Here is a 23,219-nt window from a genome sequence, read left to right as displayed (position 1 = left end):
GGCGGCACGTCGCGTCCCGTAGAATGGGAGACGTAAGTCCAGGCCGATTGAGGAGCCATGAGCCACAGCGGCACGTCGCCTCGCCTCGGACGCGACGCCGCCTTGGCGGCACGGGCCGTGCGCCCGGGCGTTCTGAGCACCATCACCCGTTACTACTCCCTGACCAAGCCGGGAGTGCTCTACGGCAACGTCCTCACGACGTTCGCCGGGTACTTCCTCGCCTCCGCGGCCTTCGGGTTCGACTGGCGTGTCTTCGTCGGCGTCGTCGTCGGCAGCACCCTGGTCATCGCCTCGGCGTGCGTGCTCAACAACGTGCTCGACCGCGACATCGACACGCTCATGCAGCGCACGAGCACCCGCGCGACCGTCACCGGAGCCATCGGCAAGACGCCCGCGACGATCTTCTCGGTCGTGCTGGGCGTGCTGGGCGTGGCGCTGCTGATCGCGACGACGAACTGGCTGGTCGTGGCCACCGGCGTCGGCGGCTTCATCGTCTACGTGTGGTTCTACGGCGCGCTCTCCAAGCGCATGTCGGTGCACGGCACCCTGGTGGGCTCGATCTCGGGCGCGGCGCCCATCCTCGGCGGGTATCTGGCGGCATCCGGCCGCTTCGACATGGCCGCGCTCGCGGTGTTCCTCATGGTGTTCTTCTGGCAGGAGCCGGAGTTCTACGCCATCGCCATCTACCGCCGCGAAGAGTATGCGCGCGCGGGCGTCCCGGTGATCAGCGTGGTGCGCGGCACCCGTCGCACGACGTGGGAGATCCTCGTCTACACGGTGCTGTACGTCGCCTCGTCGATGCTGCTGCCGGCCTTCGGCTTCGTCGGCTGGACATACACCGTCGTGACGGGCCTGCTCGGTCTCGCCTGGATCGCGTTGGCGGTCGTCGGGCTGCGCACGAGCGACGTCGTCGCGTGGTCGCACAAGATGTTCCGGGCATCGATGGTGATCATCCTCGCGCTGTGCGTGATGGTCTCGGTCGGGCCGTTCCTGCCCTGACCCCGGAGTCGCGGCGCCGTCAGGTGGCGAGCAGGCGCTCGCGCTCGGCCTCCACGTCGTAGGTCGGCGCGGGCCAGTGCGGGTCGATGTCGAGCAGGGTGCCCAGCAGCAGCGACTGCACCGCCAGCCGCGCGTACCACTTGCGGTTCGCCGGCACGACGTACCAGGGGGCCTGCGGGGTCGAGGTGCGGTCGAAGACGGTCTGGAAAGCATCCATGTAGGCGGGCCACAGCATCCGCTCGTCCACGTCGCCCGGATGATACTTCCACTGCTTGTCGGGGCGGTCGAGCCGCTCTTCGAGCCGGTCACGCTGCTCGTCGGGCGAGATGTGCAGCATCACCTTGACGATGCGCACGCCGGCATCGGTCAGTTCCTGCTCGAAGTCATTGATGGCGCCGTAGCGGCGCTCGATCTCGTCGGCCGGAGCCAGTTCGCGCACCTTGCCGATGAGCACATCCTCATAGTGCGAGCGGTCGAAGACGCCGATCTTGCCCGCCTCGGGCACCTGGCCGCGAATGCGCCAGAGAAAGTCGTGGGCGAGCTCCTCGGGGGTCGGCGCCTTGAACGCGGCCAGCTGCACGCCCTGCGGGTCAACCGAGCCGACCACGTGCCGAATGATGCCGCCCTTGCCCGCGGTGTCCATCGCCTGCAGCACGAGAAGCACCGCGGCACCCGACACATCCGAGGACGCGTACAGGCGCTCCTGCAGCTCGCTGAGTTCGTCGGCGCCGGCGACGAGGTCGTCGATCGAGTCGCGCTTGCGGCGCCCATACCCGGGAGTGTCGTTCGCGTCGACGCGGTCGAGCCGGAAGCCCTTGCCGACCCGCAACAGCGTTCCGACGTCTCCGGTCCAGTGCTTCTGGCTTTTCGGTGTCACATGCCCATCATGTCCGGGCGTCGGTCACCGGTCCAGAGGGACTTCGATGATCACCGGTCGCGCAGTGACCGTGCTCAGCGCCTGGTCGAGCGCCGAGCGCGTCGTCACCCGCTGGAACTCCCACCCGTACGCGGCGGCGAGCGCCGCGAGGTCGACCGCCTGCGGCGTGTACATGACACGTCGCATCGTGTCATCGCCCGCGGTGGAAGCGACCTCGAGCCCGTCGAAGATCGTGCCGCCGCCGTCGTTGCCGACGATCAGCTGCAGCCGCGGCGCAGGCTCGTCGTCCGGCAGCAGCAGAGCTCCCACATCGTGCAGCAACGTCAGGTCGCCCAGCAGCACGCGCGTCGTGCCCGGGTCGGTGCTCGCCAGCGCGACACCGGTGGCCGTCGCGATGGTGCCGTCGATGCCGGCCAGCCCGCGGTTCGCGTGCACGGGTACTTTCTTGCCCGGCACGAGGGCGTCGGCGACGCGCACCAGGCGCGAAGAGCCGAACACGAGCCGGTCGTGCGGCCACGTTGCCCGCCACACGGCGTCGACGAGCACCTCGCGGTCCAGGGGCATGCGCAGCGCCGCGACCTCGGCGCTGATGGCGGCGAGGTGCTCGGCGGGCACGGCAGACGCCATGCCGGCACGGTCGGGAGCGGGCGGGGCGATCTCCACCCGTGCCGCGTGCGAGGCCCGCATCCAGGCCCCGAGCCAGGTCCGATCGGTCTCGCCGGGTTCGACGGCGAGGGATGCCGCGGCCTCGGTGGCTCCGTTGAGGTTGAGTTGTTCCCCCGGCCCACGGACCGCGACCACTGTCACGTCGGTGCGCTGCAGCAGTGCCGTCACCTCGCGCGAGAGGGTCGGGTGTCCGAACACGGCGACGCGCTCGACACGCCCGCCCAGGTCGGGGTCACGCAGCAGCGCACGGTAGCCGTGCACGAGGTTGCGCCCGAACCGCGACCCGCTCACGACCTCGGCGACCAGCGGCCAGCCGCCGTCGTGCGCGAGCTGCTCGGCGGCAGGGCCCGCGTCGGCACCGGCGACGACGAGCGTGCGGGGACCGCGCGGCAAGAAGGTCGCTGAGCTCTCGGTCGCCCCGCGAGCGGAGCGAGTCGAAACGACACCGGGGCCGCGTTTCGACTCACCGGACAGCGGCTCGCGATATGGCAGGTTGAGGTGCACCGGGCCGCACGGCGCGCCGGCTGCAGCGCCGCGGCCGAGCGCGGCATCCATCGCCTCATCGGCCGCCGCGCGCGCGGCGTCGAGCTCGCCGTCGGCACCGGATGGTGTGTCGAGTTCGGTGCTCCAGCGCGCATGTGCGGCGTACATGCCGGCCTGGCGGGTGGTCTGGTTCGCGCCGATACCGCGCAGCTCGGGCGGCCGGTCGGCGGTCAGCAGCAGCAGCGGCACGCCGGCGTGGTCGGCCTCCATCACCGCCGGCAGCAGGTTCGCGGTCGCGGTGCCCGACGTGCAGACCACCGCCGCCGGCATCGCCGATTCCCGTCCGATGCCGAGCGCGGTGAACCCCGCGACACGCTCGTCGATGCGCACGTGCAGGCTGATCTCACCGCGGCGCTCGAGTTCGGCGGCCACCAGCGCGAGTGCCTGCGAGCGCGAGCCGGGGCTGAGCACGATGTGCTGCAGGCCGCCTTCGACCAGGCGCGTGAGCAGGGCTGCGGCGGCGTCGGAGGCAGGCGACGCGGGCGGCTCAGTGCGCACGGTGCGAGCCGTGCGAGGGGTCGTCGTCATCGTCGAGGCGGGCGAGCTCCTGCTCGAGCTGGCGGATGCGCTCGTCCTGCTCGGCCTGCGCGCGACGCGACGCCGACGTGTCGCCGGCAGAGGGGCGGGATGGCGATGATCCGCCGAGCCTGCGCAGGAAATCGGGGTCATCGTCGGGCGCGACGACGCGCGCCTGGCGGGCGGAGACCCGGCCGACGGCAAGCCACAGCACGCCACCGACGACAGGGAAGACGATCACGAGCACCAGCCACACCGGCTTGCTCACGCCGCGATGGCGCGCCGGGGGCTGCACCGCGGCATCCACGATGCTGAACACCCAGAAGATCACCGCCGCCAGGGCGAGGATCAGGAGGACGCGGACGACCATGCCCTCATCCTAAGCCGCCCAGCAGGGAGCGAGCCGGGCTTGTGCCCAGAGTCCGCACGTAGACTGGTGGGCGTGAAGATCCGGTCTGCCGTCCTCTATTCGGTCCTGCGCCTGCTGGCGTTCCTGGTGCCGTTGGGGATCATGATGCTGTTCCCGATCTTCCGCGAGATGTACTGGATCGCGCTGATCTTCGCGGCGCTGATCGGCATCTCGCTGTCGGTCATCTTCCTGCGCCGCCCGCTCGACGACGTGTCGCAGGGCCTCGCCGAGCGCCGCGCGCAGCGCGCCGAGAAACCGCAGACCGCAGCCCAGCACGACACCGAGATCGAGGATGCCGCGAACGACGCTGCCCGCGGGGCGAGCACCGACCGGCCCGAGGCCTGATCAGCTCAGCCGAAGAACGCCCACATCAGCAGGGCGCCATAGGCGACCGACGTGGGCGACGTCACGCTCAGCGCGGTCACGAGCTCGCGGGGCTCGCGGTACGTCCAGATGATGAGGAGCGCAGGGATGGCCCCCAGCAGCGCCATCATCACGAGCCACGCGATCGGGTAGAACAGCGCAAGGAACGCGGCCACCGCGAACGCGAGCACGATGCAGACCGTGAAGAAGATCTGCGTGCCGCGCTTGCCGATCAGCACCGACAGCGTCTTCTTGCCGGCCGCCTTGTCTTGTGTGATGTCGCGCAGGTTGTTGGCCAGCAGCACCGCGACCGCGAGGAATCCGGCGCCCACTCCCCCGAACCACGCTTCTTGCGGCGCCGCCTGCACCTGGATCCAGGTGGTGCCGACCGTGGCGACCAGTCCGAAGAAGACGAACACGAAGACTTCGCCGAGGGCGTTGTAGCCGTACGGCCGCTTGCCACCGGTGTAGAACCACGCGGCGATGATGCAGACGGCGCCGACCGCCAGCATCCACCACTGCTGTGTGCGGATGACCAGCGCCACGCCCACCAGTGCCGCCAGCCCGAAGAACACGAACGCCACGATCAGCACGGTGCGCGATTTCACGCGGCCCGACGCGGTGAGCCGTGCGGGGCCGACGCGGTGGTCATCGGTGCCGCGCACGCCGTCGGAGTAGTCGTTCGAGAAGTTCACGCCGATCTGCAGCAGCACGGCGACGAGCAGGCAGCCGAGCGCCAGTGCCCAATGGAAGCGGATGTCGATCACGTGCGCGGCACCCGTCCCGATGAGCACCGGGGTCAGGCCCAGCGGCAGCGTGCGCAGGCGGGCGGCGCCGATCCAGTCGCCGAGAGTCGGGCGCGGGATGCTGCGCACCGGTGCCTTCGCCGGGTTTCCGCCGGGGCGGCGCTTGCGGTTCTGCGAGGTGCGGGAAGAGGATGCCACGAGTGTCGATTCTAGGCGGCGCACCTTATGACGTAGCTCCGGCGTCAGCGCTGGCCGCGGCGGGTGATCCAGCTGTTCAGCACCATGACCAGCAGTCCGACCACGAAGATGATCGTGCCGAAGCACAGCACCTGGGGCGGCAGGCCGACCTTGGCGGCGCCGTACACGAACAGCGGGAACGTCACGGCGGGGCCGGCGACGAAGCTCGTGATGACGTAGTCATCGATCGACATCGCAAGGGCCAGCGCACCCGCCGCGATCATGCCCGGCACCAGCAGCGGCAGCGTCACCTTCGTGAACGCGACCAGCGGCGTCGCACCCAGATCGGCCGCGGCCTGCTCGAGCACCATGCCCGACCCCGACAGCCGCGCCCGCACCACGACCACCACGTACGCGAGGCAGAACGTCACGTGCACGAGCAGCACCGTCCAGAAGCCGAGCGTGATGTTGGTGGAGAGGAAGAACGAGAGGGATGCCGCGCCCACGACGATCGACGGCGCGGCGATGTCGGCGAACACCGTCGTCGACAGGGCGCTCTTGCCCCAGAACTTGTAGCGCTCGAGCGCCATCGCCAGCGGCACGCCGAGCGCGATCGAGATGATCGCCGACAGCAGCGCGATGACGACCGAGAGCACGAACGCCTCGGGCAGGCCCTGCACCTGGGTGAGGTTCTGGTACCAGTACGTCGTGAAGCCGTGCCAGTGGAACGTGATGCGGCTGGTCGGGGTGTCGTTGAAGCTGTAGACGATCATCGTGATGATCGGCAGCAGCGTGATCACCAGGAACACCCAGAAGAAGATCGGCAGCCACGGCCCCTTGCGCTTCTTCGGCGGGGCGGCGGGCGGCGCGGGCGTGGCGGTGACGGTGCTCATACCAGGTCCTCGATGTTGTCGGTGCCGGCGATCCGGGCGTACGCGAACAGGATGACGCCGAGCACGATCATCAGCACGGTCGACAGTGCGGCGGCGACGTTGTACTGCTGGTTGGTCAGATACGCATCCTGAATGGCCTGACCGATCGTGTAGGTGTGGGTGCCGCCCAGCAGCGAGGGGCTGACGGGATCACCCGCACTGTCGATGAACACGAGCAGGATGCCCGCGAAGATGCCCGAGCGGGTCAACGGCAGCACGGTGTGGAAGAACGTCGCGGGCTTGCGGCCGTACAGATCGGCCGACGCCTCGATGAGCCGCGGGTCGATGCGCTCGAGCGCCACGTAGATCGGCAGCACCATGAACGCGAGGTCGTTGTAGGCGAGCCCGCCGATGACGGCGGCGTCGGTGCCGAGGATGTGGAAGTCCTTGCCGACGAGGTGGATGCCGCGCAGCATCGAGAGCACCGGGCCCTGGTCGCTGAGCAGGAACGCCCACATGTCGGTGCGGATGATGAACGACACGAGGAAACTCAGCATCACCAGCAGCAGCAGCGCGTTCTTCCACTCCGGCCGGGCACGGAAGGCGATGAAGTACGCCATCGGGTAGCCGACGAGGATCGTGACGATCGTGGCCATCGCACCGTAGAACACACCGCGGCCGAGGAACAGCCAGTAGGGCGTGCTCGCACCGGGCCCGAACAGCTGCCCGTACACGCCCCAGTTCCACGTGAACGTATAGCCCTCCTGCGGGTTGCCGGTCATGAGCGAGACGGCAAGGCCCGAGATGAGCGGGATGACGAAGAGCACCAGCAGCCAGGCCGCGCCGGCGAGCGCCAGCAGGTACGGCGCGGGATTGCGGCGCACCCGGTGGCGCAGGTTCGACGGCGGTGCCGGTGTCGGCGCGGGTGCGGGAGGAGCCAGAGCGGTCATGATTGGATCACCGGGTTGAAGATCGAGTTCCAGAGTTCGTACTCGTCGTAGTTCTTGAACACGTAGAGCTCGTTGCTGCGGGCCTCCATGTCGGCCGTCGGAAACACCAGCGGGCTGTCGGAGACGTCGGGGTCCTCGAGCTCGTCGGCGATGTACTGCTTCGCGTCGGGCACCGGGCAGATGTAGTTGACCCAGTCCTCGACGACCCCGGCGACCTCGGGGGTGTAGTAGAAGTTCATCCACTCGAGGGCGTCGACGGGATGCTGCGCCTGCATCGGGATCATCATGTTGTCGTGCCAGATGGCCTGCCCCTCTTCGGGGACGACGAACTCGATGTCGGTGGCGCCGTTGGCCTGGGCCTGGAAGATGTCGCCCGACCAGGCCTGCGAGACCCAGGTGTCGCCGTTCTGCAGCTTGTCGATGTAGCTCTGGTCGTAGTACCCCGAGACGTTCGACCGCGCCTTCGTCAACCACTCGGCCGCCCGCCGCCAATCGTCGGGCGTCGAGTCGACCGGCTTGACCCCGGTGGCCAGCAACCCCGCCCCGCCGAGCTCGGTGTTGTCGTTCATCATCCCGACATGGCCGGCGAACGCCGGATCGAGCAGATCCTGGAAGCTCGTGACCTTCTTCGGCGCGAGCTTCTTGTTGTACGCCAACCCGGTGAACCCGGACTGCCAGACGACCGAGTGCGCGTTGTTCGGGTCATACGGCGGGTTCTTGACGTTGTCGGCCGCGTACTTCGCGAAGTTCGGCAGGCGGGAATGATCGAGCTCCATGACGAACCCGTTGTTGATGAGCTCGGTGACCTCCCACCCGTTCGTCATGACGATGATGTCGTAGCCGATCGACTGCTGCGCCCGCAGCTGCGGGGCGATGGTCGCGTAGAACGGGGCGTTGTTCTGGATGACGGCCTGGTAGTTGACCGTGATTCCGGTCGCCTTCGTGAACATCTCCAGCGATGGGATCTTGCCCTTCTCCTGGTCGATGTACAGCGGCCAGTTGGCGAAGTCGAGGTGCCCGGTCTTCTTCTGGGAGGCCCAGAACGCCTTCCAGTCGACGTTCTGCTGGGCTTGCCCCGCCGACCCCTTGATGCCGCAGCCGGCAAGCGTCGCGGCCATCGCCATGGCGCCGAGGCCGGTGACGGCACCGCGCAACAGCGTGCGCCGCGACATGCGCGCCTGGCTCAGCCCGCGCAGCAGCGCCGGGTCGGTGGGCGTCATCGCGCCACCGTCCCCACCGTGTGCGTGACGGGCGCCGCGGCACCGGCGCTTTCAGCGGCTGACGGCAGCAGGAACGCATGGCTCGCTTCCCACGAGACCGTGACGTCTTCTCCCGGCCGTGCACGCTGGGCGGGGTCGAGGTTCTGTGCGAAGGCCTTCAGCACACCGCCCCAGGCGGTCTCGACCTCGTACTCGGTGCTGGCGCCCAGGTACGTCGCGGTCTTCACGACGCCGCGTACGTGGTTCACAACGCCGTCGGTGTCGCCGCGCGTCACCACCAGCTTCTCGGGGCGAAGGCCGATCCGGGCGTCGTGCGCGACGATCTGACCGCGGTCGTCATCGCTCGTGTGCACGGCCGTGCCGTCGGGGAGGCGCAGGTCTCCGGCATCCCCGAATTCCGCCGGCAGGATGTTGCATGTGCCCAGGAACTCGGCGACGAACTGGGTCTGCGGCTTGTCGTACACCCGCTGCGGTGCGCCGATGTCTTCGATCCGGCCGCCGTTCATGACGGCCAGCCGGTCGGCCATCGACATTGCCTCGTTCTGGTCGTGCGTGACGTAGAGGAAGGTGATGCCGACCTCCTGCTGGATGCGCTTGAGCTCGACCTGCATCGACTTGCGGATCTTGGCATCCAGAGCGCCCATCGGCTCGTCGAGCAGGAGCACCTTGGGCTCGTTGACCAGGGCCCGGGCCAGGGCGACGCGTTGCTGCTGGCCGCCGGAGAGCTGGTGGGGGCGCCGCTTGGCGAAGCCATCGAGGCCCACCAGGTCGAGCATCCGCTCGGCGCGTGTGCGGGCCTCACCGGCGCCAACGCCCTTGCGGCGCAGCCCGAACGCGACGTTGTCGGCGACCGTCATGTGCGGGAACAGGGCGTACGACTGGAACACGGTGTTCACGTCGCGCCGGTGCGGCGGCAGCATCGTGACATCGGTTCCGCCGAGCAGGATACGCCCCTGCGTGGGCAGCTCGAAGCCGCCCACCATGCGCAGGGTCGTGGTCTTGCCGCAGCCTGAGGGCCCCAGCAGTGCGAAGAACTCGCCGGGGGCGAGTTCGAGGTCGATGTCCTGCACGGCGCGCATCTGGTCGAACGCCTTCGTCACGTGCTGGAGCGCCACGGCGGCTGCCGCGGGAGCCTGTTCGGGCAACGGTGTCTCCTCCCGGGTGGTCATCCCAGGGGTGCGCTGCTGATGCGTCGCCACTCTGCGATGTGCGGACCATTCTGCCCTGCGCGGCCCCGTGCGCAAACCGACGATCTGATGCGCAAGCCGCGGCGGGTCGGTCAATCTGTCCGGGTGGTCGCCATCGCGGTCACCGCGCGGCGGATCGCCTCGCGGTCGGGCTTGCCGCTGGGCAGCAGCGCGAGCTCGTCCACGAGCACCAGCCGGGCCGGGCGTGCCGGTGACCCGAGGGTGGCCCCGACCGCCCGACGCGCCTCGTCGAGCTTCATCGACTCGCTGCGCCGGAACGCCGCGCCACGGGCGACGACGATGACGGATGCCTCGCCCCACTGCGGGTCGGGAACGCCCACGACCACCGCGCCCGAAAGGTCTGGCACGTCCTTCACGACCCGCTCGACGCGGTCGAGCGAGACGTTCACGCCGCCCGAGACTATGACGTTGTCGATGCGGCCGTGGATGCGCAGCACGCCGTCATCGACGAGCCCCGCGTCACCGGTGCGGTACCAGCGGGTGTCGGTCGCGTCGCGCACGAACACTCTGTCGGTGAGCTCGGTGTCGCCGAGATAGCCGTCGGCCAGCGTGGGTCCCGCGATGCGCAGCTCGCCCTCGACGATCGCAAGCTCGACGCCGTCGAGCGGCACGCCGTCGTACACGCAGCCGCCGCAGGTCTCGGTCGACCCGTAGGTGCGCACGATGTGCGCGCCCACCTCCTGCGCGCGCTCGAACACGGCGGCGGGCAGCGCCTGCCCGCCCACGAGGATCGCGGCATACGCGCGCAGGGCGGTGGCGACGGCCATGTCGGTCTCGGCCGCCTCGAGCAGTCGGCTCAGCTGCACGGGCACCAGCGACGTGTAGCGCGAGATCGTCGGCAGTGCGAGCGTGGCCTCGGCGAAGCCGATCGGGGTGAACCGCCCATCCATGACGACCGGCTCGTGGCCGGCGCGCAGCGAACGGATGCACACCTGCAGCCCCGCGACGTAGCCGGCCGGCAGCGCGAGCAGCCAGGCGCCCTCGCCGATGCGGGCCGCGGTCGCGTCGGTGCTGGCCAGCAGCGCATCGCGGCTGAGCACGACCGACTTCGGGATGCCGGTCGATCCCGACGTCGTGATGACCGCGGCGGTGCCGTCGGGCACGTCGGCGGCCGCGGCATCCACCATTCCCAGTCCCAGCGCGGGGCCCTCGCCCGCGAGCACCGCGCGCAGGCGCGGCAGCACCTCGTCGGCGTCGCCTTCGACGGGTTCGAGTCTCATGACGTCACCCTGTCCGTGCCTCCTGCGTGCCTTCTACATGCTGAAACGTCTCGGTCCGCCCGCGACCGGGCCCGAAATGCCAATCGAGCATGTCGAGCGCACGCCCTGCGAGGTTGCATCAGAAGTGCCAGGGGTAGGGCGACCAGTCGGGATCGCGTTTCTGCAGGAACGCGTCGCGCCCCTCGACGGCCTCGTCGGTGCCGTAGGCCAGGCGCGTGGCCTCGCCCGCGAACACCTGCTGGCCGACCAAGCCGTCGTCGACGGCGTTGAACGCGAACTTCAGCATGCGGATCGCGGTGGGCGACTTCGTGAGGATCGTGCGGGCCATCGCGATAGCCTCGCGCTCGAGCTCGGCGTGCGGCACGACGCGGTTGACCGCGCCCATCTCGTACGCGCGGTCGGCGGAGTATTCCTCGGCGAGGAAGAACACCTCGCGCGCGAACTTCTGCCCGATCTGCCGGGCGAAGTACGCCGAGCCGTAGCCGGCGTCGAACGAGCCGACGTCGGCGTCGGTCTGCTTGAACCGGCCCTGCTCGCGGCTGGCGATCGTCAGGTCGCACACGACGTGCAGCGAGTGGCCGCCGCCGGCGGCCCAGCCCGGAACGACGGCGATGACGACCTTCGGCATGAAGCGGATGAGCCGCTGCACCTCGAGGATGTGCAGGCGCCCGGCACGGGCGGAGTCGTGCACGGTGGTCTCATCGTCGGAGTATTTGTAGCCGTCGCGCCCGCGGATGCGCTGGTCGCCGCCCGAGCAGAAGGCCCAGCCGCCGTCCTTCGGGCTCGGTCCGTTGCCGGTCAGCAGCACGACGCCGATGCGCGGGTCCTGCCGCGCGTCGTCAAGCGCACGGTACAGCTCGTCGACGGTGCGCGGGCGGAACGCGTTGCGCACTTCGGGCCGGTCGAACGCTATGCGGGCGATGCGCCCGTCGCAGCTGATGTGCGCGGTGATGTCGGTGTAGGCGTCGGCGCCGGGCGCCGGCATCCACTCCTCCGGGTCGAACAGTTCGGAAACGGTCACCGCACCAGATTACGCGGGCGTGAGAGACTGGATGCCGGAGCCCGTTGCCCGAGCGGACTCCGGGAAGGCCTGCGCATGAAGATCACGAGAACGTCCGATTGGCGCGAAGCCCTCCCCTGGGAGACCCCGATCATCGCCGAGACCGTCATGCCCGGCGAGCCCGCCCGCTGTGTGACCTGCGGCGTGACCTCCGACGCGGTGCCGCGCACCGAGCTGTGGGCCGTCAAGCACCGTCACCCGCACGACCCGGCTGGGTCGGTGCGGCTTTACTGCGTGCGGCACACGCCGGCGGCCCCGGCCGCCCCGGTCGTTGCGGCCACGACGAGCGCTCCGGTGCGGTCTCGCGGCAAGCGCGTGCCCGGCTCACCGGCCTCGCCCCGCGAACAGCGCACACCGCGTGCGCCGCAGCCGGCCGAGCGCGTCGCGGCCGTGTGCCCGGACTGCTTCATGGAGGTGCCGCCGAGCGGCATCTGCGGCATGTGCGGGCAGAAGGTCGCGTAGCCGCCGTCAGCCGTTGCGGGCGTCGCGCCAGCGGAGCCAGCTGTCGACGACGTCGTAGTCCCAGTCCGGACCTTCCAGGGCGAGCGTGAACAGGCGCACGCCCGCGTCGTAGAGGGCCGCGGCACCCCGCTCATCCCGCCGGTGCAGCTCGTTCGACACGATCAGCCCCGACACGTCGCGCTGCTCGCGCTCGGCCCATCGCTCGATGACCTCGATCTTGTGCGCGATGCCGTCGGCGGGCACGAAACTGTGCCAGATGTCGGCATGCCGAGCCACCAGGCGCAGGGTCTTCTGCTCGCCCTTGCCGCCGATCATGACCGGGATGTCGCGGACCGGCGCCGGGTTCAGCTTCGCCCAGCGGTCCTCGACCCGACGCAGCCCTTCGGCGAGCGCATCGAGGCGTGAACCGGGGGTGCCGAACTCGTAGCCGTACTCGTCGTAGTCGCGCTCGAACCAGCCGGCGCCGGTGCCGAAGATGAAGCGGCCGCCCGAGATGTGGTCGAGCGTGCGGGCCATGTCTGCCTGCAGGTCAGGGTTGCGATACCCGTTGCAGTTGACGAGGGTGCCCAACTCGACCTTCTCGGTCTGCTCGGCCCAGGCACCGAGCATGGTCCACGCCTCGAAGTGCGTGCCCTCGGGGTCGCCGTACAGCGGAAAGAAGTGATCCCAGTTGAAGAGGATGTCAACGCCGGCGTCTTCGAGGCGGCGCACCGCGTCGCGCATGTCGGAGTACTGGATCTGTTCGGGCCGCAGCTGCACGCCGAGCCGCACGGGAGTGTCGAGGAGCACGGGTTCAGCCTACGGGGCGGATCACGCCACGACCCGCGAGCGACGCGCCTTGAGGAACGCGTCGAGCGCGTCCCACGCAGCGACCACCACGATGCCGGCGGCCACGAGGATCGCAATGATCCGCGGCGCGTCCGCGCCTTCCGCGCCGACGGCGTCAGTGATCGCGCTGGCGACGACCGGGTTGATCAGCCGGTTCTGCGCGATCAGCGTCACAGCGACCATCGCCGTGATCAGATCGAGGATGCCATGCGCCGCCGCGAAAGCGTACGTCCAGCGCCCGCGCGCGTAGACCGCGAAGCTCACGACCGCTTCCACCGCGATGACGGACAAGAACACGCCCAGCCACCAGGGCCACAGAGCGGGGTCGAGCACCGGAGTCCAGTGATCGGCGATGGAGGCGAGGCCGAAGACCTGGTCCCACACGATGGCCCCGGCCAGGATCAGCAGCCACACAAGCGAGGTGATGAGATCGCTGAAGCGCGCCCCGGTCTCCTTCGGCTCGGGCAGCTTGTCGGGGGACCAGGGTGCGGCATCCATCGTCTCGTGCCCCGTGCGCTCGAGGATCACGAACACGAGGGTCGTCCAGAACGCGACGTGCAGGCCGGCGGTGAGCATCGTGACCCAGACCGAGCCGATGACATCGCCGACGGGCGCATCGGAGAGGACCTTGCCGAGCGCGACCGCTGCTCCCGCAGACGGAATGACGATCCACAGCAGCAGCTTCAGCAGCCGCCACCAGTCCAGGTAATAGCGCGGGCCGATGAGGTGCAGCTGCCGGCCGGTGTACCCGGCGGCCAGCCGCTCGGGGTCGCCCAGCTCGGTGAGCACGGCGCGCTCTGCGGTGTCGGCGGGCTCGCCGACGTCGGTGCGCGCCTCGATCTGGTCGGCGATGGATGCCGCGAGCTCGGCCGCGAGGTCGCCGCGCTGTTTCTCGGGCACGGTGCGCATCGCGGCGTCGACGTAGCGGGTGGTCAGGTTCTCGGCGTCCATGTCAGTCCTCCTCCGGGAGGTCGGCGATCGCGGTCGCGATCGCGCGGAAGTCTTCGGTCAGGGTCTCGGCGAGCCCGGCGCCGGCGCGGCTGGTGCGATAGAACTTGCGCGGACGCGACTCGTCGGTGTTCCACTCGCTGCTGAGGTATCCCTGCTTCTCAAGGCGGCGCAGCAGGGGGTAGAGAGTGTTGGCGTCGGTGGCGAAGCCGCGACGCCCGAGTTCTTCCAGCAGTCCGTAGCCGTAGCCGGGCTGCGTGAGCAGCCGCAGGCACGCGAGCACGACGGTGCCGCGCCGCAGCTCTTGCAGGTGCGTGTCCAGGCTCTCGTTCTCGCTCACGTCTTACACCATACTGTGTCTCACACACTATTGTCCAGGGCACTGTGCCGAATTCATATGAAACTGTCCAGCGCACAGCAAACCGCCCGGCAGATTGATGTGCGTGGGACAAATTCATATGAATTCGGCGGAGAGGCGGGAGGATGGGAGGGTGACGCTGCCTGCCCTCGAAGAGATCGTCCGCACCGCCCGGGTCGTCGCCCTGCCGATGGCCACCCGCTTCCGCGGGGTCACCGAACGCGAAGCACTGCTGTTCGAGGGCCCGCAGGGGTGGAGCGAGTTCTCGCCCTTCGTGGAGTACGGGGATGGCGAAGCCGCCGCCTGGCTCGCGGCCGCCGTCGACTTCGCCTGGCGTGAGCAGCCGGCCCCCGTGCGCGAGAGCGTTCCGGTGAACGCCACCGTCCCGGCGGTGCCCGCGGCCGAAGTGCCCGCGGTGCTCGCCCGCTACGACGGATGCCGCACCGCGAAGGTGAAGGTCGCAGAGACCGGCCAGACCCTCGCCGACGACGTCGCGCGCGTGCACGCGGTGCGCGCCGCGATGGGGCCCGAGGGCCGCGTGCGCATCGATGCCAACGGCGGCTGGAACGTCGACGAGGCCGAGCACGCCGTGCACGCGCTGGCCGACGCCGACCTCGAGTACATCGAACAGCCCTGCGCGAGCATCGACGAACTCGCCGAGCTGCGCCGGCGCATCGCCCGGTGGGACATCCCGATCGCCGCCGACGAGAGCGTGCGCAAGGCGTCAGACCCCCTGGCCGTGGCGCGCGCGGGTGCCGCCGACATCGTGATCGTCAAGGCGCAGCCGCTGGGCGGCGTGCGTCGCGCGCTCGAGATCGTCGCTGAGGCGGAACTGCCCGCGGTGGTCTCCAGCGCACTCGACACCTCGGTCGGGCTGGCGATGGGCACGGCCCTGGCAGCGGCTCTTCCCGAGCTCGATCACGACTGCGGGCTGGGCACGGCGTCGCTGTTCGTGCGGGATGTCGCGACCCCGGCACTGCGGCCGGTGTCGGGCGCCCTACCGCTGGGCCGCGTGAACCCCGACCCCGGCGGGCTCGACGAGCTCGCGGCATCCCCCGCCCGCACCGCCTGGTGGCTCGCGCGCCTCGAGCGCTGCCACGCCCTGCTCGCGCGCTGAGCGGCGGACTTCTCCGCACGCTCGTGAAGCCTTCGCGAAACAGCGTGCACAAGCGCGCACGAGGCGCGGCGCGTCAGCGCTCGACGTGCGAGCGGTTCTCTTCGACGTCGCGGATGCCGGCGGCCACCGCCTTGCGGATCACCCAGTACAGCGCATACAGCGAGGCGCCCGTGAGCACGATGGTGAGCGCGAAGCCGGTGAGAGGATCCATGCGCTCCAGACTGGCACGTGGGCTACTCGGCAGGGAAGCCCTCGACCACCGCATCAGCCAGCACATGCGTGCGGCGGCCCATGAGCCGCGCGGTCTCTTCGTCGCTGAGCCGATCGGTCAGGGCGCTGACCGCCGTACTCTCCCACAGATCGAGCATGATCTGCGCGAACTCGCCGGCCGGCATCCGCAGCGTCATGCCATAGGTCGACACGAGATCTTCGATGATCGCCGTGACACGGGCGACCATCCCGTCCATCCACGCGCGGTATGACACCGCGGTCTGCTCGTCACGCATCGCGCGGGTGCGGATCTCGCTCATCAGCAGCACGCCCTGTCGCGAATCCAGCGACACCTCGACGAGCTGCTGCACGATCACCTCGGGCCCCTCGCGCTCGCCCGATTCGGCCGTGATCTCGCGCACGCGCTCGGTGATCGCCTCGAGCTTGCGCTCGGAGACCGTGCGGGCGAGCTCGAGGAAGAGCTCGTCCTTCGACGCGAAGTTGGAATAGAACGCCCCTCGGGTGAAGCCGGCGCGGTCACAGACGGCTTCGACGGATGCCGCATCGAGCCCGACCTCGGCGAACACGTCGAACGCGGCATCCAGCAGCCTCGCCCTCGTGTTCTCACGACGACGGGTCCCCGTCACGGCATCGGTCACAGCGTCACTCTCCAACTCACAGCGGGCGTCCGGTTTCAGACTGGCCCATCGGTTTACGATACACAAGCGTATTCGATACACTCCTGTATTGGATACAACGTCGTATCGGTTTCGCCCGTTCTGTTCTCGGAGGCTCCGTGTCCACTCTCCTGGCCGCTCTCGGCCGCTGGTCGTTCCGCCACCCGTGGCGCGTACTGGTTGCCTGGCTGCTGCTGCTCGGCCTCGCCGGCGGCGGCGTCGCGCTGTTCGCGCAGGGCACCGACAACTCGTTCTCGATTCCCGGGACCGAGTCACAGGAAGGCCTCGAGCAGCTCAGCCGTACGTTCCCGCAGGTGTCGGGCACGAGTGCGCAGGCCATCGTCGTCGCCGCCGACGGCGAGAAGGTGGATGCCGCGCCCTACACGTCGGATGTGAAGAGCACCGTCAACCGCCTCGAAGACCTCGACGGCATGCTCGCCGTGAGCAACCCGTTCTCGGGTCAGGTCGACGGGCTGGTCTCTGACAACGACACCGCCGCCATCATCCAGATGCAGTTCGACGGTCAGGTCACCGACATCTCCGACAGCACGAAGGCCGCCCTCGAGGAGGTCATCGACGACCTGCGCGCGGAGCTGCCCGACGGCGCGACCGTGCACCTGGGCGGCGACCTGTACTCGACCGAGCTGCCCACGATCTCGATCACCGAGGCCGTGGGGCTCGTCATCGCCCTGCTGGTGCTGATCGTCACCTTCCGCTCGTTCCTCGTGGCCGGGATGCCGCTGCTCACGGCCCTGCTCGGCGTCGGGCTGTCGATGGCCCTGATCTACGTGTCGACGGCGTTCTCGTCGATCTCGTCGACGACGCCGCTGCTCGCACTCATGCTGGGCCTGGCAGTAGGCATCGACTATGCGCTGTTCATCATCTCCCGACATCAGGACCAGGTGCGCGGCGGCATGGACCCCGAGGAGTCGGCCGCACGCGCGACCGGAACCGCGGGCTCTGCGGTCGTGTTCGCCGGCGTCACCGTGCTCATCGCGCTGATCGGTCTGTCGTTCGCGAACATCCCGTTCCTGACGACGATGGGCATCGCCGCGGCTGTCGCCGTCGCGATTGCCGTCGCGGTCGCCGTGACCCTCACCCCGGCCTTCCTCGGTTTCGCGAAGGGGCGCGTCGTCGGGTGGAAGATGGGGGCGCCCAAGAAGAAGAACGCGAAGGCCAAGAAGGGCTTCGCCGCCCGCTGGGTGGGCCTGGTCACGCGGCATCCCGTCGTCACCACCGTCGCCGTGGTCGCCTCGCTGGGCGCACTGTCGGTGCCCGCGGCATCCCTCGCCCTCGCCCTGCCCAACGCGGGCATGCTGCCGCAAGACAGCCAAGCGCGGCAGACCTACGACCTGGTCAGCGAGCACTTCGGTCCCGGATTCAACGGGCCGCTCATCATGACCGGCACGATCGTTCAGAGCAACGATCCGCTGAACCTCATGCACGACATCGGCGACGACATCGCGAAGCTCCCCGGTGTCGAATCCGTCGCGCTGGCGACCCCGAACGAGACCGCCGACACCGGCATCGTGCAGATCATCCCGACCACAGCGCCCGACGACCCCGCCACCGCCGACCTCGTGCGCGAGCTGCGTGACCAGCACGACCGCATCCTCGACGAGTACGGCGTCGACATGAAGGTCACCGGGTTCACGGCCGTGGCCATCGACATCTCCGACCGGCTCGGCGGTGCCCTACTGCCGTTCGGCGTCTTCGTGGTGGGGCTGTCGCTCGTGCTGCTGGCGATCGTGTTCCGGTCGATCTGGGTGCCGCTGAAGGCGGCCGCCGGTTATCTGCTGTCGGTGGGCGCCGCGTTCGGCATCGTCTCGCTCGTGTTCGTGCACGGAGTCGGCGCCGATCTGCTCAACGTCACGAAGGTCGGACCGATCATCAGCTTCATGCCCATCGTGCTGATGGGCGTGCTGTTCGGGCTCGCGATGGACTACGAGGTCTTCCTCGTCTCGCGCATGCGCGAAGACTATGTGCACGGCCTGCGCCGCGCCGAGGGCAGAACGCCGAGGCGCGTCGCGCAAGACGCCGTGCGCTCGGGCTACAGTGCCTCGGCCCGCGTCGTGACTGCCGCCGCTGTGATCATGTTCGCGGTGTTCGCCGCCTTCGTGCCCGAGGGCGACATGAACCTCAAGCCGATAGCGCTGGGGTTGGCCTCGGGGGTCGCGATCGACGCGTTCCTGGTCCGCATGACGCTCGTGCCGGCGGTCATGGCGCTGCTGGGCGACAAGGCGTGGTGGATGCCGAAATGGCTCGGCATGCGCCTGCCGCACTTCGACATCGAGGGCGAAGCCGTCGAGCGCGAGATCTCGCTGGCGGATTGGCCCGAGCCGCACACTCGCGCGGCCGTCGTGGCCGAAGGCCTTGAGCTCGAGTCGGCCGACGGTACCGAGCTGTACCGCGACGCGTCGCTGCGCATCGAGCCGGGCGGCACGCTCGTGCTGCACGGGCGCGACCACCGCGCCGCGCGCGCTCTCGCCCTCACGATTGCCGGACGCGTGGCCCCCACCGACGGCCGCATCAAGGTCAACGGGCACCTGCTGCCCGGACGCGCGGCTTGGGTGCGCGGGCACGTCGGCGTCGCGCTGCTCACGGGCGCCGCGGATCCTGCAGCCGAGATCCGCAGGGCACTGAAGCGTCGCACGCGGCTCCTGGTGGTGGACGGATTGGATGCCGCGGCCTCGGCCGGCACCCGCGACCAGGTCACCGCGCAGCTGCGGGATGCGGCATCCCTCGCCCCCGACCTGACCATCGTCGCCACCGCCGCCTCGCCGGCCGCCGTGAGCGCACTCCTTTCCGAGGCCGGGCGCACGGCCGACGTCGTCGACGTCGCCGCCGCGCCGCACCGCGCCACCGCCGTGCCGACGGCGACCTCCGAACTTCCCGAGGTGATCGCATGACCCTGCCCATCGAGCGCTCCCGCTCCCGCAAGCCCGTCACCTGGCTGACGGTGCTCGGCGTGCTGCTGCTGCCGGTACTCATCGGCGGCATCCTCGTCGCAGCTCTCTACAACCCGACCGAGCGCCTCGACGCAATGAGCGCCGCGGTCGTCAACAACGACGAGCCGGTGACGCTCAACGGGCAGACGGTGCCGCTCGGGCGGCAGCTGACCGCCGGACTGGTCAAGGGATCGGACGACATCGCCAGCAACCTCGACTGGACGATCTCGAACACCGAAGACGCCAAGGAAGGCCTGGCCGACGGCACCTACCAGGCCGTCGTGACGATCCCGGCCGGTTTCTCGGCCGCCGCTGTCTCGTCCGGCCAGGCGATGACCGGCGACGATGACCCGCGCCAGGCGACGATCCACGTAGCCACCGCGCCCGACGCACGGGTCGTCGACGATGCGATCACCGCGCAGGTCTCGCAGACCGCCGCCACCGTGCTCGGGCAGACGCTGTCGTCGTCGACGCTCGAGAACGTGTTCCTGAGCTTCACGACGCTCGGCGACCAGCTGGGTACGGCGGCCGACGGTGCTTCTGACCTCGCAGACGGCACGAAGCAGACCGCCGACGGCACGGTGAGCCTGGCCGACGGCATCCGCAAACTCTCCACCGGCGCATCGTCACTGGCCGACGGCGCCGACGGCATCTCGTCGGGCGTCGGCAAGATCGGCGACGGCGCGAAGGGCGTGGCCTCGGGCGTCTCGGCCCTGTCCGACGGCGCCTCGTCGTGGGCGTCGGGCGCGCGCAGCGCGGCCGATGGCCTCGACACCTGGGCCGGTGGCGCAGGATCCCTCGCCGACAGCACCCGCAAGCTCTCGGATGGCCTGTCGCAGGCGGCATCCGGTCTCTCTCAGGTGCCCGAGATTCCGCAGCAGGTCGTCGACGCCACGAACCAGCTCGCCGCCAACAGCGACAAGATCAAGGCCGGTGTGAATGACACCGTCTCCCAGCTCGACAAGGCCGTCGCCGAGTGCGCGGCGCAGGGCGGCTCAGACGAGCTGTGCGCGACGCTGAAGCAGGCCGTTGCCACGGCGAAGGGCGCGCTCCCCCAGGTGAACGATGTCATCGACCAGTCGGGCACCATCGCGAAGGGCGTCGAAGGGCTCAGCCAGCTGCCCCAGCTCGGCGCGGGTCTCGCGCAGCTGTCCGACGGCATGACCCGGGTCGCGGGCGGCATGGACGGGCTCGCCTCCGGCGCGACCGACGCCGCAGCCGGCGTCGACAAGCTCGCCGACGGCGCTACCTCGCTCGCCTCCGGCGCCGCGCACGCGTCTTCCGGCGCATCACAGCTCGCCTCGGGCGCCTCGCAGGCCGCCGACGGCGCCGCACAGTGGGCCTCCGGCGCGCACACGTGGGCCGACGGTGCCGATCAATCCGCCGACGGCGCTGACACGCTCGCGACGGGCGTCGACAAGCTCGCCGACGGCGCCGACTCGCTCTCGTCGGGCCTCACCAAGGCCTCCGACGCCCTGCCGTCGTTCACTGACAAGCAGGCCACCTCGCTCGCGAAGGTCGTCGCCGACCCGGTGGCGGCGAAGGGCCTGGGCGACAACATGTTCGGCGCATCGGCGATCCCCCTTCTGGCGATGCTGGCGCTCTGGTTCGGCGGCCTCGGGTCGTTTATCGCCCTGCAGGCAGTATCGCGCCGGGCTCTGACATCCCGCCGCCCGTCCGCGCTGCTCGCCCTGCGATCGCTGACCCCGGCTGCCGTGATCGGTGCCGCGCAGGGTCTGCTCGTGGCCGGCGTCGTGCAGATCGCGGCCTCGTACGACTGGGGAACCTGGTCGCTCTTCGCCGTCGTCTGTGTGATCGCGGGTGTCGCCTTCGCCGCCGTGAACCAGGCGCTGGTGGCCGTGTTCGGCGGTGCCGGACGCTGGATCGGCGCCCTGGTCGGTGTGTTCGCCGTCGCGACCGGAGTGGTCTCCACCGTGCCGGGCGTGCTCGTGGCCATAGCGAGCTGGCTGCCCACGGCACCGGGGATGACCGCCGGCATGGCCGCGCTCACCAGCGCGTCGGGCTTGGGCGCCGGCATCGCGGGGTTGCTCATCTGGGCACTGCTGGCGTTCGGCGCGACGATCCTCGCGGTGATGCGCCGACGCTCGACATCGGCGGCACGGCTTCTGACCGAAGTTCCGGCGGCGGCCTGACGGGGTTCGCGCGGCTCTAAGCTGAGGCCATGGGCACGGTTGACATCGATGCGGTGGCCGAGCACGCCGGCGCATACGGCTTCGCGTATCTGATCACGATCACCCCGCACCAGCGCGTGCACACCTCGGTCGTGCATCCCGAGTTCACCGACCACGTCGTGACCGTGCCCGGAGCCAGCGACCGCGCACGCACGAATGCCGCAGCTCACGCCGACGTCTCGCTCGTGTGGCCGCCGGCCGATGAGACCGGATACTCGCTGATCGTCGACGGCATCGCGGATGGGCAGAATGCCGCGGCCCTGCGCATCGTGCCCAGCCGGGCGATCCTGCACCGTCCGGCCGTCGAGCCCGGCCCCGCCGGCGCCGGCTGCGTGCAGGACTGCATCGAGCTGTAGCGGGGTGGATGCCGCGGACCCGGCGTGGCGCGCGGACACACCCATCGCGCGCGGCGCGCAGCCGCGACATCCCGTGCCATCGTTCGGTCGTCGCAGATGACCGTTTTCTCGCGCTGAAACGGTCATCTGTGACGACCGAAGAAGGCGGCAGGCGGGTGGATGCCGCGGGCGGCAGCCAACGCGTACGCTCGGGGCCATGGCCGCCACACCACCCCGGCGCACGGCCGCAGGCGCGGCTGACCCCTAGTTCGTCAGCCCGCTGTAAGCGTGCAGGCCCTTGAAGAACACGTTGACGACCGCGAAGTTGAAGATCACAGCGGCGAAGCCGATGATCGACAGCCACGCCGACCGGGTACCGCGCCAGCCGCGCGTCGCACGCGCGTGGATGTATCCGGCGTAGAGCACCCAGATGATGAACGTCCAGACTTCTTTGGTGTCGAAGCCCCAGAATCGGCCCCACGCGTCGTTGGCCCAGATGGACCCGGCGATCAGGGTGAACGTCCAGAAGATGAAGCCGACGATCGCGAAGCGATACGCGAGCGACTCCAGGGCCTCGGACGAGGGCAGGGTCTTCAAAAAGCCCCAGGTCTTGACGGGCTTGTCACCCGCCGCGATGAGCTTGTGCTCGCGCCGGGTCTGCATCAGCTGCAGCACCGAGAGCCCGAACGTCAGCGCGAAGAACGCGGTGGCCAGGGATGCCACGAACACGTGGATGACCAGCCACGGCGACTTCAACGGGTCGACCAGCGGCGAGACGACGACGTAGAACGACAGCGCGGATCCGCCGAGCAGGATCACCGCGAGGCCCGTGATCAGGGTGCCCAGGAACCGCAGGTCGTAGCGGAACAGCACCCCGAGGTACACCGCGACCATGAGCATCACGCCGGTCAGGGCGAACTCGTACATGTTGGCCCACGGCACGCGTCCCGCCGCGATGCCGCGCGTGACGTCACCGCCCACGTGGAAGAGGAACGCCAGCCAGGTCAGTGACGTGCCGATGCGCGCGAACACGGGGCGCACGCGCTGCGCCGCCGGCACCGCGAGCGGAGAGCGCGACGAGTCGATCGAGCGGTTCGCGGCACCGGTCGGGCGTTTCGTCTCGCTGCGCTCGCTCAACGACCGGGAGGCCGCCGCAACCCCGACGAGTGCGCGTTCGCGGACCGCGGCATCCTTCGCATCCAGCGCCTGCGACGAACGCCGCGCCAGGTCGATCGTGTAGAAGATGAACGCAACGGCGTAGATCGCGACGGCGGTCCAGACCAGCAGCACGGAGATCTGCTCGAGCGAAGGCATGCGA

23 protein-coding genes are annotated in these 23,219 nt (G+C 69.7%); 7 read left to right on the top strand and 16 right to left on the bottom strand.

Translation table 11 applies throughout. The features are described 5' to 3' along the window. Positions 1 to 57 precede the first annotated feature (57 nt). Positions 58 to 999, top strand: a complete 942-nt coding sequence (cyoE, locus tag PU630_RS03555; RefSeq protein WP_275278980.1) for a heme o synthase — start codon at positions 58 to 60, stop codon at positions 997 to 999. A 19-nt stretch (positions 1,000 to 1,018) separates the two neighbouring features. On the opposite strand, the gene PU630_RS03550 is transcribed toward cyoE, so the two are convergent. From PU630_RS03550 to PU630_RS03540, 3 genes are read right to left on the bottom strand one after another with little or no spacing between them, the layout of a single operon-like run. Continuing rightward, the gene (locus PU630_RS03550) at positions 1,019 to 1,876 is read right to left on the bottom strand and encodes a PPK2 family polyphosphate kinase (RefSeq protein ID WP_275278979.1); all 858 of its coding nucleotides are present in this window, start codon (positions 1,874 to 1,876) and stop codon (positions 1,019 to 1,021) included. A 24-nt stretch (positions 1,877 to 1,900) separates the two neighbouring features. Then, on the bottom strand, positions 1,901 to 3,613 hold the full coding sequence (gene menD, locus PU630_RS03545; RefSeq protein ID WP_275278978.1) for a 2-succinyl-5-enolpyruvyl-6-hydroxy-3-cyclohexene-1-carboxylic-acid synthase: 1,713 nt from the start codon (positions 3,611 to 3,613) through the stop codon (positions 1,901 to 1,903). Continuing rightward, on the bottom strand, positions 3,573 to 3,971 hold the full coding sequence (locus tag PU630_RS03540) for a PLDc N-terminal domain-containing protein (RefSeq protein WP_275278977.1): 399 nt from the start codon (positions 3,969 to 3,971) through the stop codon (positions 3,573 to 3,575). Before PU630_RS03540 ends, menD begins: the two co-directional genes overlap by 41 nt. A gap of 72 nt (positions 3,972 to 4,043) precedes the next feature. On the opposite strand from PU630_RS03540, the gene PU630_RS03535 reads away from it, so the two are divergent. Next, positions 4,044 to 4,355 (top strand): DUF4229 domain-containing protein, encoded by a 312-nt coding sequence (locus tag PU630_RS03535; RefSeq protein ID WP_275278976.1) that lies wholly within the window; start codon positions 4,044 to 4,046, stop codon positions 4,353 to 4,355. 5 nt (positions 4,356 to 4,360) lie between these two features. Here the strand turns inward: PU630_RS03535 and PU630_RS03530 are convergent, their stop codons facing one another. The 7 genes from PU630_RS03530 to PU630_RS03500 all read right to left on the bottom strand — a co-directional run bounded on the left by PU630_RS03530 (position 4,361) and on the right by PU630_RS03500 (position 11,751). Next, positions 4,361 to 5,317, bottom strand: a complete 957-nt coding sequence (locus PU630_RS03530; protein WP_275278975.1) for a 1,4-dihydroxy-2-naphthoate polyprenyltransferase — start codon at positions 5,315 to 5,317, stop codon at positions 4,361 to 4,363. A 44-nt stretch (positions 5,318 to 5,361) separates the two neighbouring features. Next, positions 5,362 to 6,189, bottom strand: a complete 828-nt coding sequence (locus PU630_RS03525) for an ABC transporter permease (protein ID WP_275278974.1) — start codon at positions 6,187 to 6,189, stop codon at positions 5,362 to 5,364. Beyond that, a complete protein-coding gene (locus PU630_RS03520) occupies positions 6,186 to 7,118 on the bottom strand; it encodes an ABC transporter permease (RefSeq protein ID WP_275278973.1) in 933 nt (310 codons plus the stop codon). Before PU630_RS03520 ends, PU630_RS03525 begins: the two co-directional genes overlap by 4 nt. Continuing rightward, positions 7,115 to 8,338: an ABC transporter substrate-binding protein gene (locus PU630_RS03515; RefSeq protein WP_275278972.1), complete on the bottom strand. Its 1,224-nt coding sequence runs from the start codon at positions 8,336 to 8,338 to the stop codon at positions 7,115 to 7,117. The genes PU630_RS03520 and PU630_RS03515 overlap by 4 nt, the downstream gene beginning before the upstream one ends. Continuing rightward, a complete protein-coding gene (locus tag PU630_RS03510) occupies positions 8,335 to 9,483 on the bottom strand; it encodes an ABC transporter ATP-binding protein (RefSeq protein ID WP_275278971.1) in 1,149 nt (382 codons plus the stop codon). The genes PU630_RS03515 and PU630_RS03510 overlap by 4 nt, the downstream gene beginning before the upstream one ends. A gap of 134 nt (positions 9,484 to 9,617) precedes the next feature. Beyond that, entirely contained in the window at positions 9,618 to 10,766 is a 1,149-nt protein-coding gene (locus PU630_RS03505) for an AMP-binding protein (RefSeq protein ID WP_275278970.1), read from the bottom strand. Between the two features lie 118 nt (positions 10,767 to 10,884). Then, on the bottom strand, positions 10,885 to 11,751 hold the full coding sequence (locus PU630_RS03500) for a 1,4-dihydroxy-2-naphthoyl-CoA synthase (protein ID WP_275280016.1): 867 nt from the start codon (positions 11,749 to 11,751) through the stop codon (positions 10,885 to 10,887). A 111-nt stretch (positions 11,752 to 11,862) separates the two neighbouring features. Between PU630_RS03500 and PU630_RS03495 the strand changes: the two genes are divergently transcribed. Beyond that, positions 11,863 to 12,288, top strand: a complete 426-nt coding sequence (locus PU630_RS03495; RefSeq protein WP_275278969.1) for a glucose-6-phosphate dehydrogenase — start codon at positions 11,863 to 11,865, stop codon at positions 12,286 to 12,288. A 6-nt stretch (positions 12,289 to 12,294) separates the two neighbouring features. On the opposite strand, the gene PU630_RS03490 is transcribed toward PU630_RS03495, so the two are convergent. From PU630_RS03490 to PU630_RS03480, 3 genes are read right to left on the bottom strand one after another with little or no spacing between them, the layout of a single operon-like run. Beyond that, positions 12,295 to 13,077, bottom strand: a complete 783-nt coding sequence (locus PU630_RS03490; protein ID WP_275278968.1) for an LLM class F420-dependent oxidoreductase — start codon at positions 13,075 to 13,077, stop codon at positions 12,295 to 12,297. A gap of 21 nt (positions 13,078 to 13,098) precedes the next feature. After that, the gene (locus PU630_RS03485) at positions 13,099 to 14,067 is read right to left on the bottom strand and encodes a permease prefix domain 1-containing protein (RefSeq protein ID WP_275278967.1); all 969 of its coding nucleotides are present in this window, start codon (positions 14,065 to 14,067) and stop codon (positions 13,099 to 13,101) included. Between the two features lies 1 nt (position 14,068). After that, positions 14,069 to 14,404, bottom strand: a complete 336-nt coding sequence (locus tag PU630_RS03480; RefSeq protein ID WP_275278966.1) for a PadR family transcriptional regulator — start codon at positions 14,402 to 14,404, stop codon at positions 14,069 to 14,071. 208 nt (positions 14,405 to 14,612) lie between these two features. Between PU630_RS03480 and PU630_RS03475 the strand changes: the two genes are divergently transcribed. Continuing rightward, positions 14,613 to 15,539, top strand: a complete 927-nt coding sequence (locus PU630_RS03475) for an o-succinylbenzoate synthase (RefSeq protein ID WP_428981991.1) — start codon at positions 14,613 to 14,615, stop codon at positions 15,537 to 15,539. 73 nt (positions 15,540 to 15,612) lie between these two features. Here the strand turns inward: PU630_RS03475 and PU630_RS03470 are convergent, their stop codons facing one another. Together PU630_RS03470 and PU630_RS03465 are read right to left on the bottom strand one after the other, a co-directional pair. Beyond that, complete coding sequence (locus PU630_RS03470; RefSeq protein ID WP_275278964.1) at positions 15,613 to 15,750, bottom strand: hypothetical protein; 138 nt, start codon at positions 15,748 to 15,750, stop codon at positions 15,613 to 15,615. Positions 15,751 to 15,772: 22 nt separating this feature from the next. Beyond that, the gene (locus PU630_RS03465) at positions 15,773 to 16,408 is read right to left on the bottom strand and encodes a TetR/AcrR family transcriptional regulator (RefSeq protein ID WP_275278963.1); all 636 of its coding nucleotides are present in this window, start codon (positions 16,406 to 16,408) and stop codon (positions 15,773 to 15,775) included. A gap of 137 nt (positions 16,409 to 16,545) precedes the next feature. Here PU630_RS03465 and PU630_RS03460 point away from each other — a divergent pair, with 137 nt between their 5' ends. The 3 genes from PU630_RS03460 to PU630_RS03450 are packed head-to-tail and all read left to right on the top strand — an operon-like array spanning position 16,546 to position 21,922. Continuing rightward, positions 16,546 to 19,335, top strand: coding sequence for an efflux RND transporter permease subunit (locus tag PU630_RS03460; protein ID WP_275278962.1), 2,790 nt, complete (start codon positions 16,546 to 16,548; stop codon positions 19,333 to 19,335). Beyond that, complete coding sequence (locus tag PU630_RS03455; protein ID WP_275278961.1) at positions 19,332 to 21,527, top strand: YhgE/Pip domain-containing protein; 2,196 nt, start codon at positions 19,332 to 19,334, stop codon at positions 21,525 to 21,527. The genes PU630_RS03460 and PU630_RS03455 overlap by 4 nt, the downstream gene beginning before the upstream one ends. 29 nt (positions 21,528 to 21,556) lie before the next feature. Beyond that, positions 21,557 to 21,922, top strand: a complete 366-nt coding sequence (locus tag PU630_RS03450; protein ID WP_275278960.1) for a hypothetical protein — start codon at positions 21,557 to 21,559, stop codon at positions 21,920 to 21,922. A gap of 243 nt (positions 21,923 to 22,165) precedes the next feature. Here PU630_RS03450 and ccsB read toward each other — a convergent pair whose 3' ends face one another. Continuing rightward, positions 22,166 to 23,215, bottom strand: coding sequence for a c-type cytochrome biogenesis protein CcsB (gene ccsB, locus PU630_RS03445; protein WP_275278959.1), 1,050 nt, complete (start codon positions 23,213 to 23,215; stop codon positions 22,166 to 22,168). Positions 23,216 to 23,219: the final 4 nt, after the last annotated feature.

Origin of the sequence: Microbacterium horticulturae (genome assembly GCF_029094505.1) — a bacterium.
GTDB classification, from domain to species: Bacteria; Actinomycetota; Actinomycetes; order Actinomycetales; family Microbacteriaceae; genus Microbacterium; species Microbacterium horticulturae.
The sequence above is the reverse complement of the archived record's forward strand: the minus strand, read 5'-3'. Positions and strand labels throughout refer to the sequence as shown.

Bases quoted from the DNA above. Each gene is read 5' to 3' on its own strand.
- cyoE (WP_275278980.1), top strand. From the start codon at position 58: ATGAGCCACAGCGGCACGTCGCCTCGCCTCGGACGCGACGCCGCCTTG.
- menD (WP_275278978.1), bottom strand. From the start codon at position 3,613: ATGACGACGACCCCTCGCACGGCTCGCACCGTGCGCACTGAGCCGCCC.
- PU630_RS03540 (WP_275278977.1), bottom strand. From the start codon at position 3,971: ATGGTCGTCCGCGTCCTCCTGATCCTCGCCCTGGCGGCGGTGATCTTC.
- PU630_RS03525 (WP_275278974.1), bottom strand. From the start codon at position 6,189: ATGAGCACCGTCACCGCCACGCCCGCGCCGCCCGCCGCCCCGCCGAAG.
- PU630_RS03520 (WP_275278973.1), bottom strand. From the start codon at position 7,118: ATGACCGCTCTGGCTCCTCCCGCACCCGCGCCGACACCGGCACCGCCG.
- PU630_RS03515 (WP_275278972.1), bottom strand. From the start codon at position 8,338: ATGACGCCCACCGACCCGGCGCTGCTGCGCGGGCTGAGCCAGGCGCGC.
- PU630_RS03505 (WP_275278970.1), bottom strand. From the start codon at position 10,766: ATGAGACTCGAACCCGTCGAAGGCGACGCCGACGAGGTGCTGCCGCGC.
- PU630_RS03500 (WP_275280016.1), bottom strand. From the start codon at position 11,751: ATGCCGGCGCCCGGCGCCGACGCCTACACCGACATCACCGCGCACATC.
- PU630_RS03495 (WP_275278969.1), top strand. From the start codon at position 11,863: ATGAAGATCACGAGAACGTCCGATTGGCGCGAAGCCCTCCCCTGGGAG.
- PU630_RS03485 (WP_275278967.1), bottom strand. From the start codon at position 14,067: ATGGACGCCGAGAACCTGACCACCCGCTACGTCGACGCCGCGATGCGC.
- PU630_RS03475 (WP_428981991.1), top strand. From the start codon at position 14,613: ATGGCCACCCGCTTCCGCGGGGTCACCGAACGCGAAGCACTGCTGTTC.
- PU630_RS03470 (WP_275278964.1), bottom strand. From the start codon at position 15,750: ATGGATCCTCTCACCGGCTTCGCGCTCACCATCGTGCTCACGGGCGCC.
- PU630_RS03455 (WP_275278961.1), top strand. From the start codon at position 19,332: ATGACCCTGCCCATCGAGCGCTCCCGCTCCCGCAAGCCCGTCACCTGG.
- PU630_RS03450 (WP_275278960.1), top strand. From the start codon at position 21,557: ATGGGCACGGTTGACATCGATGCGGTGGCCGAGCACGCCGGCGCATAC.
- ccsB (WP_275278959.1), bottom strand. From the start codon at position 23,215: ATGCCTTCGCTCGAGCAGATCTCCGTGCTGCTGGTCTGGACCGCCGTC.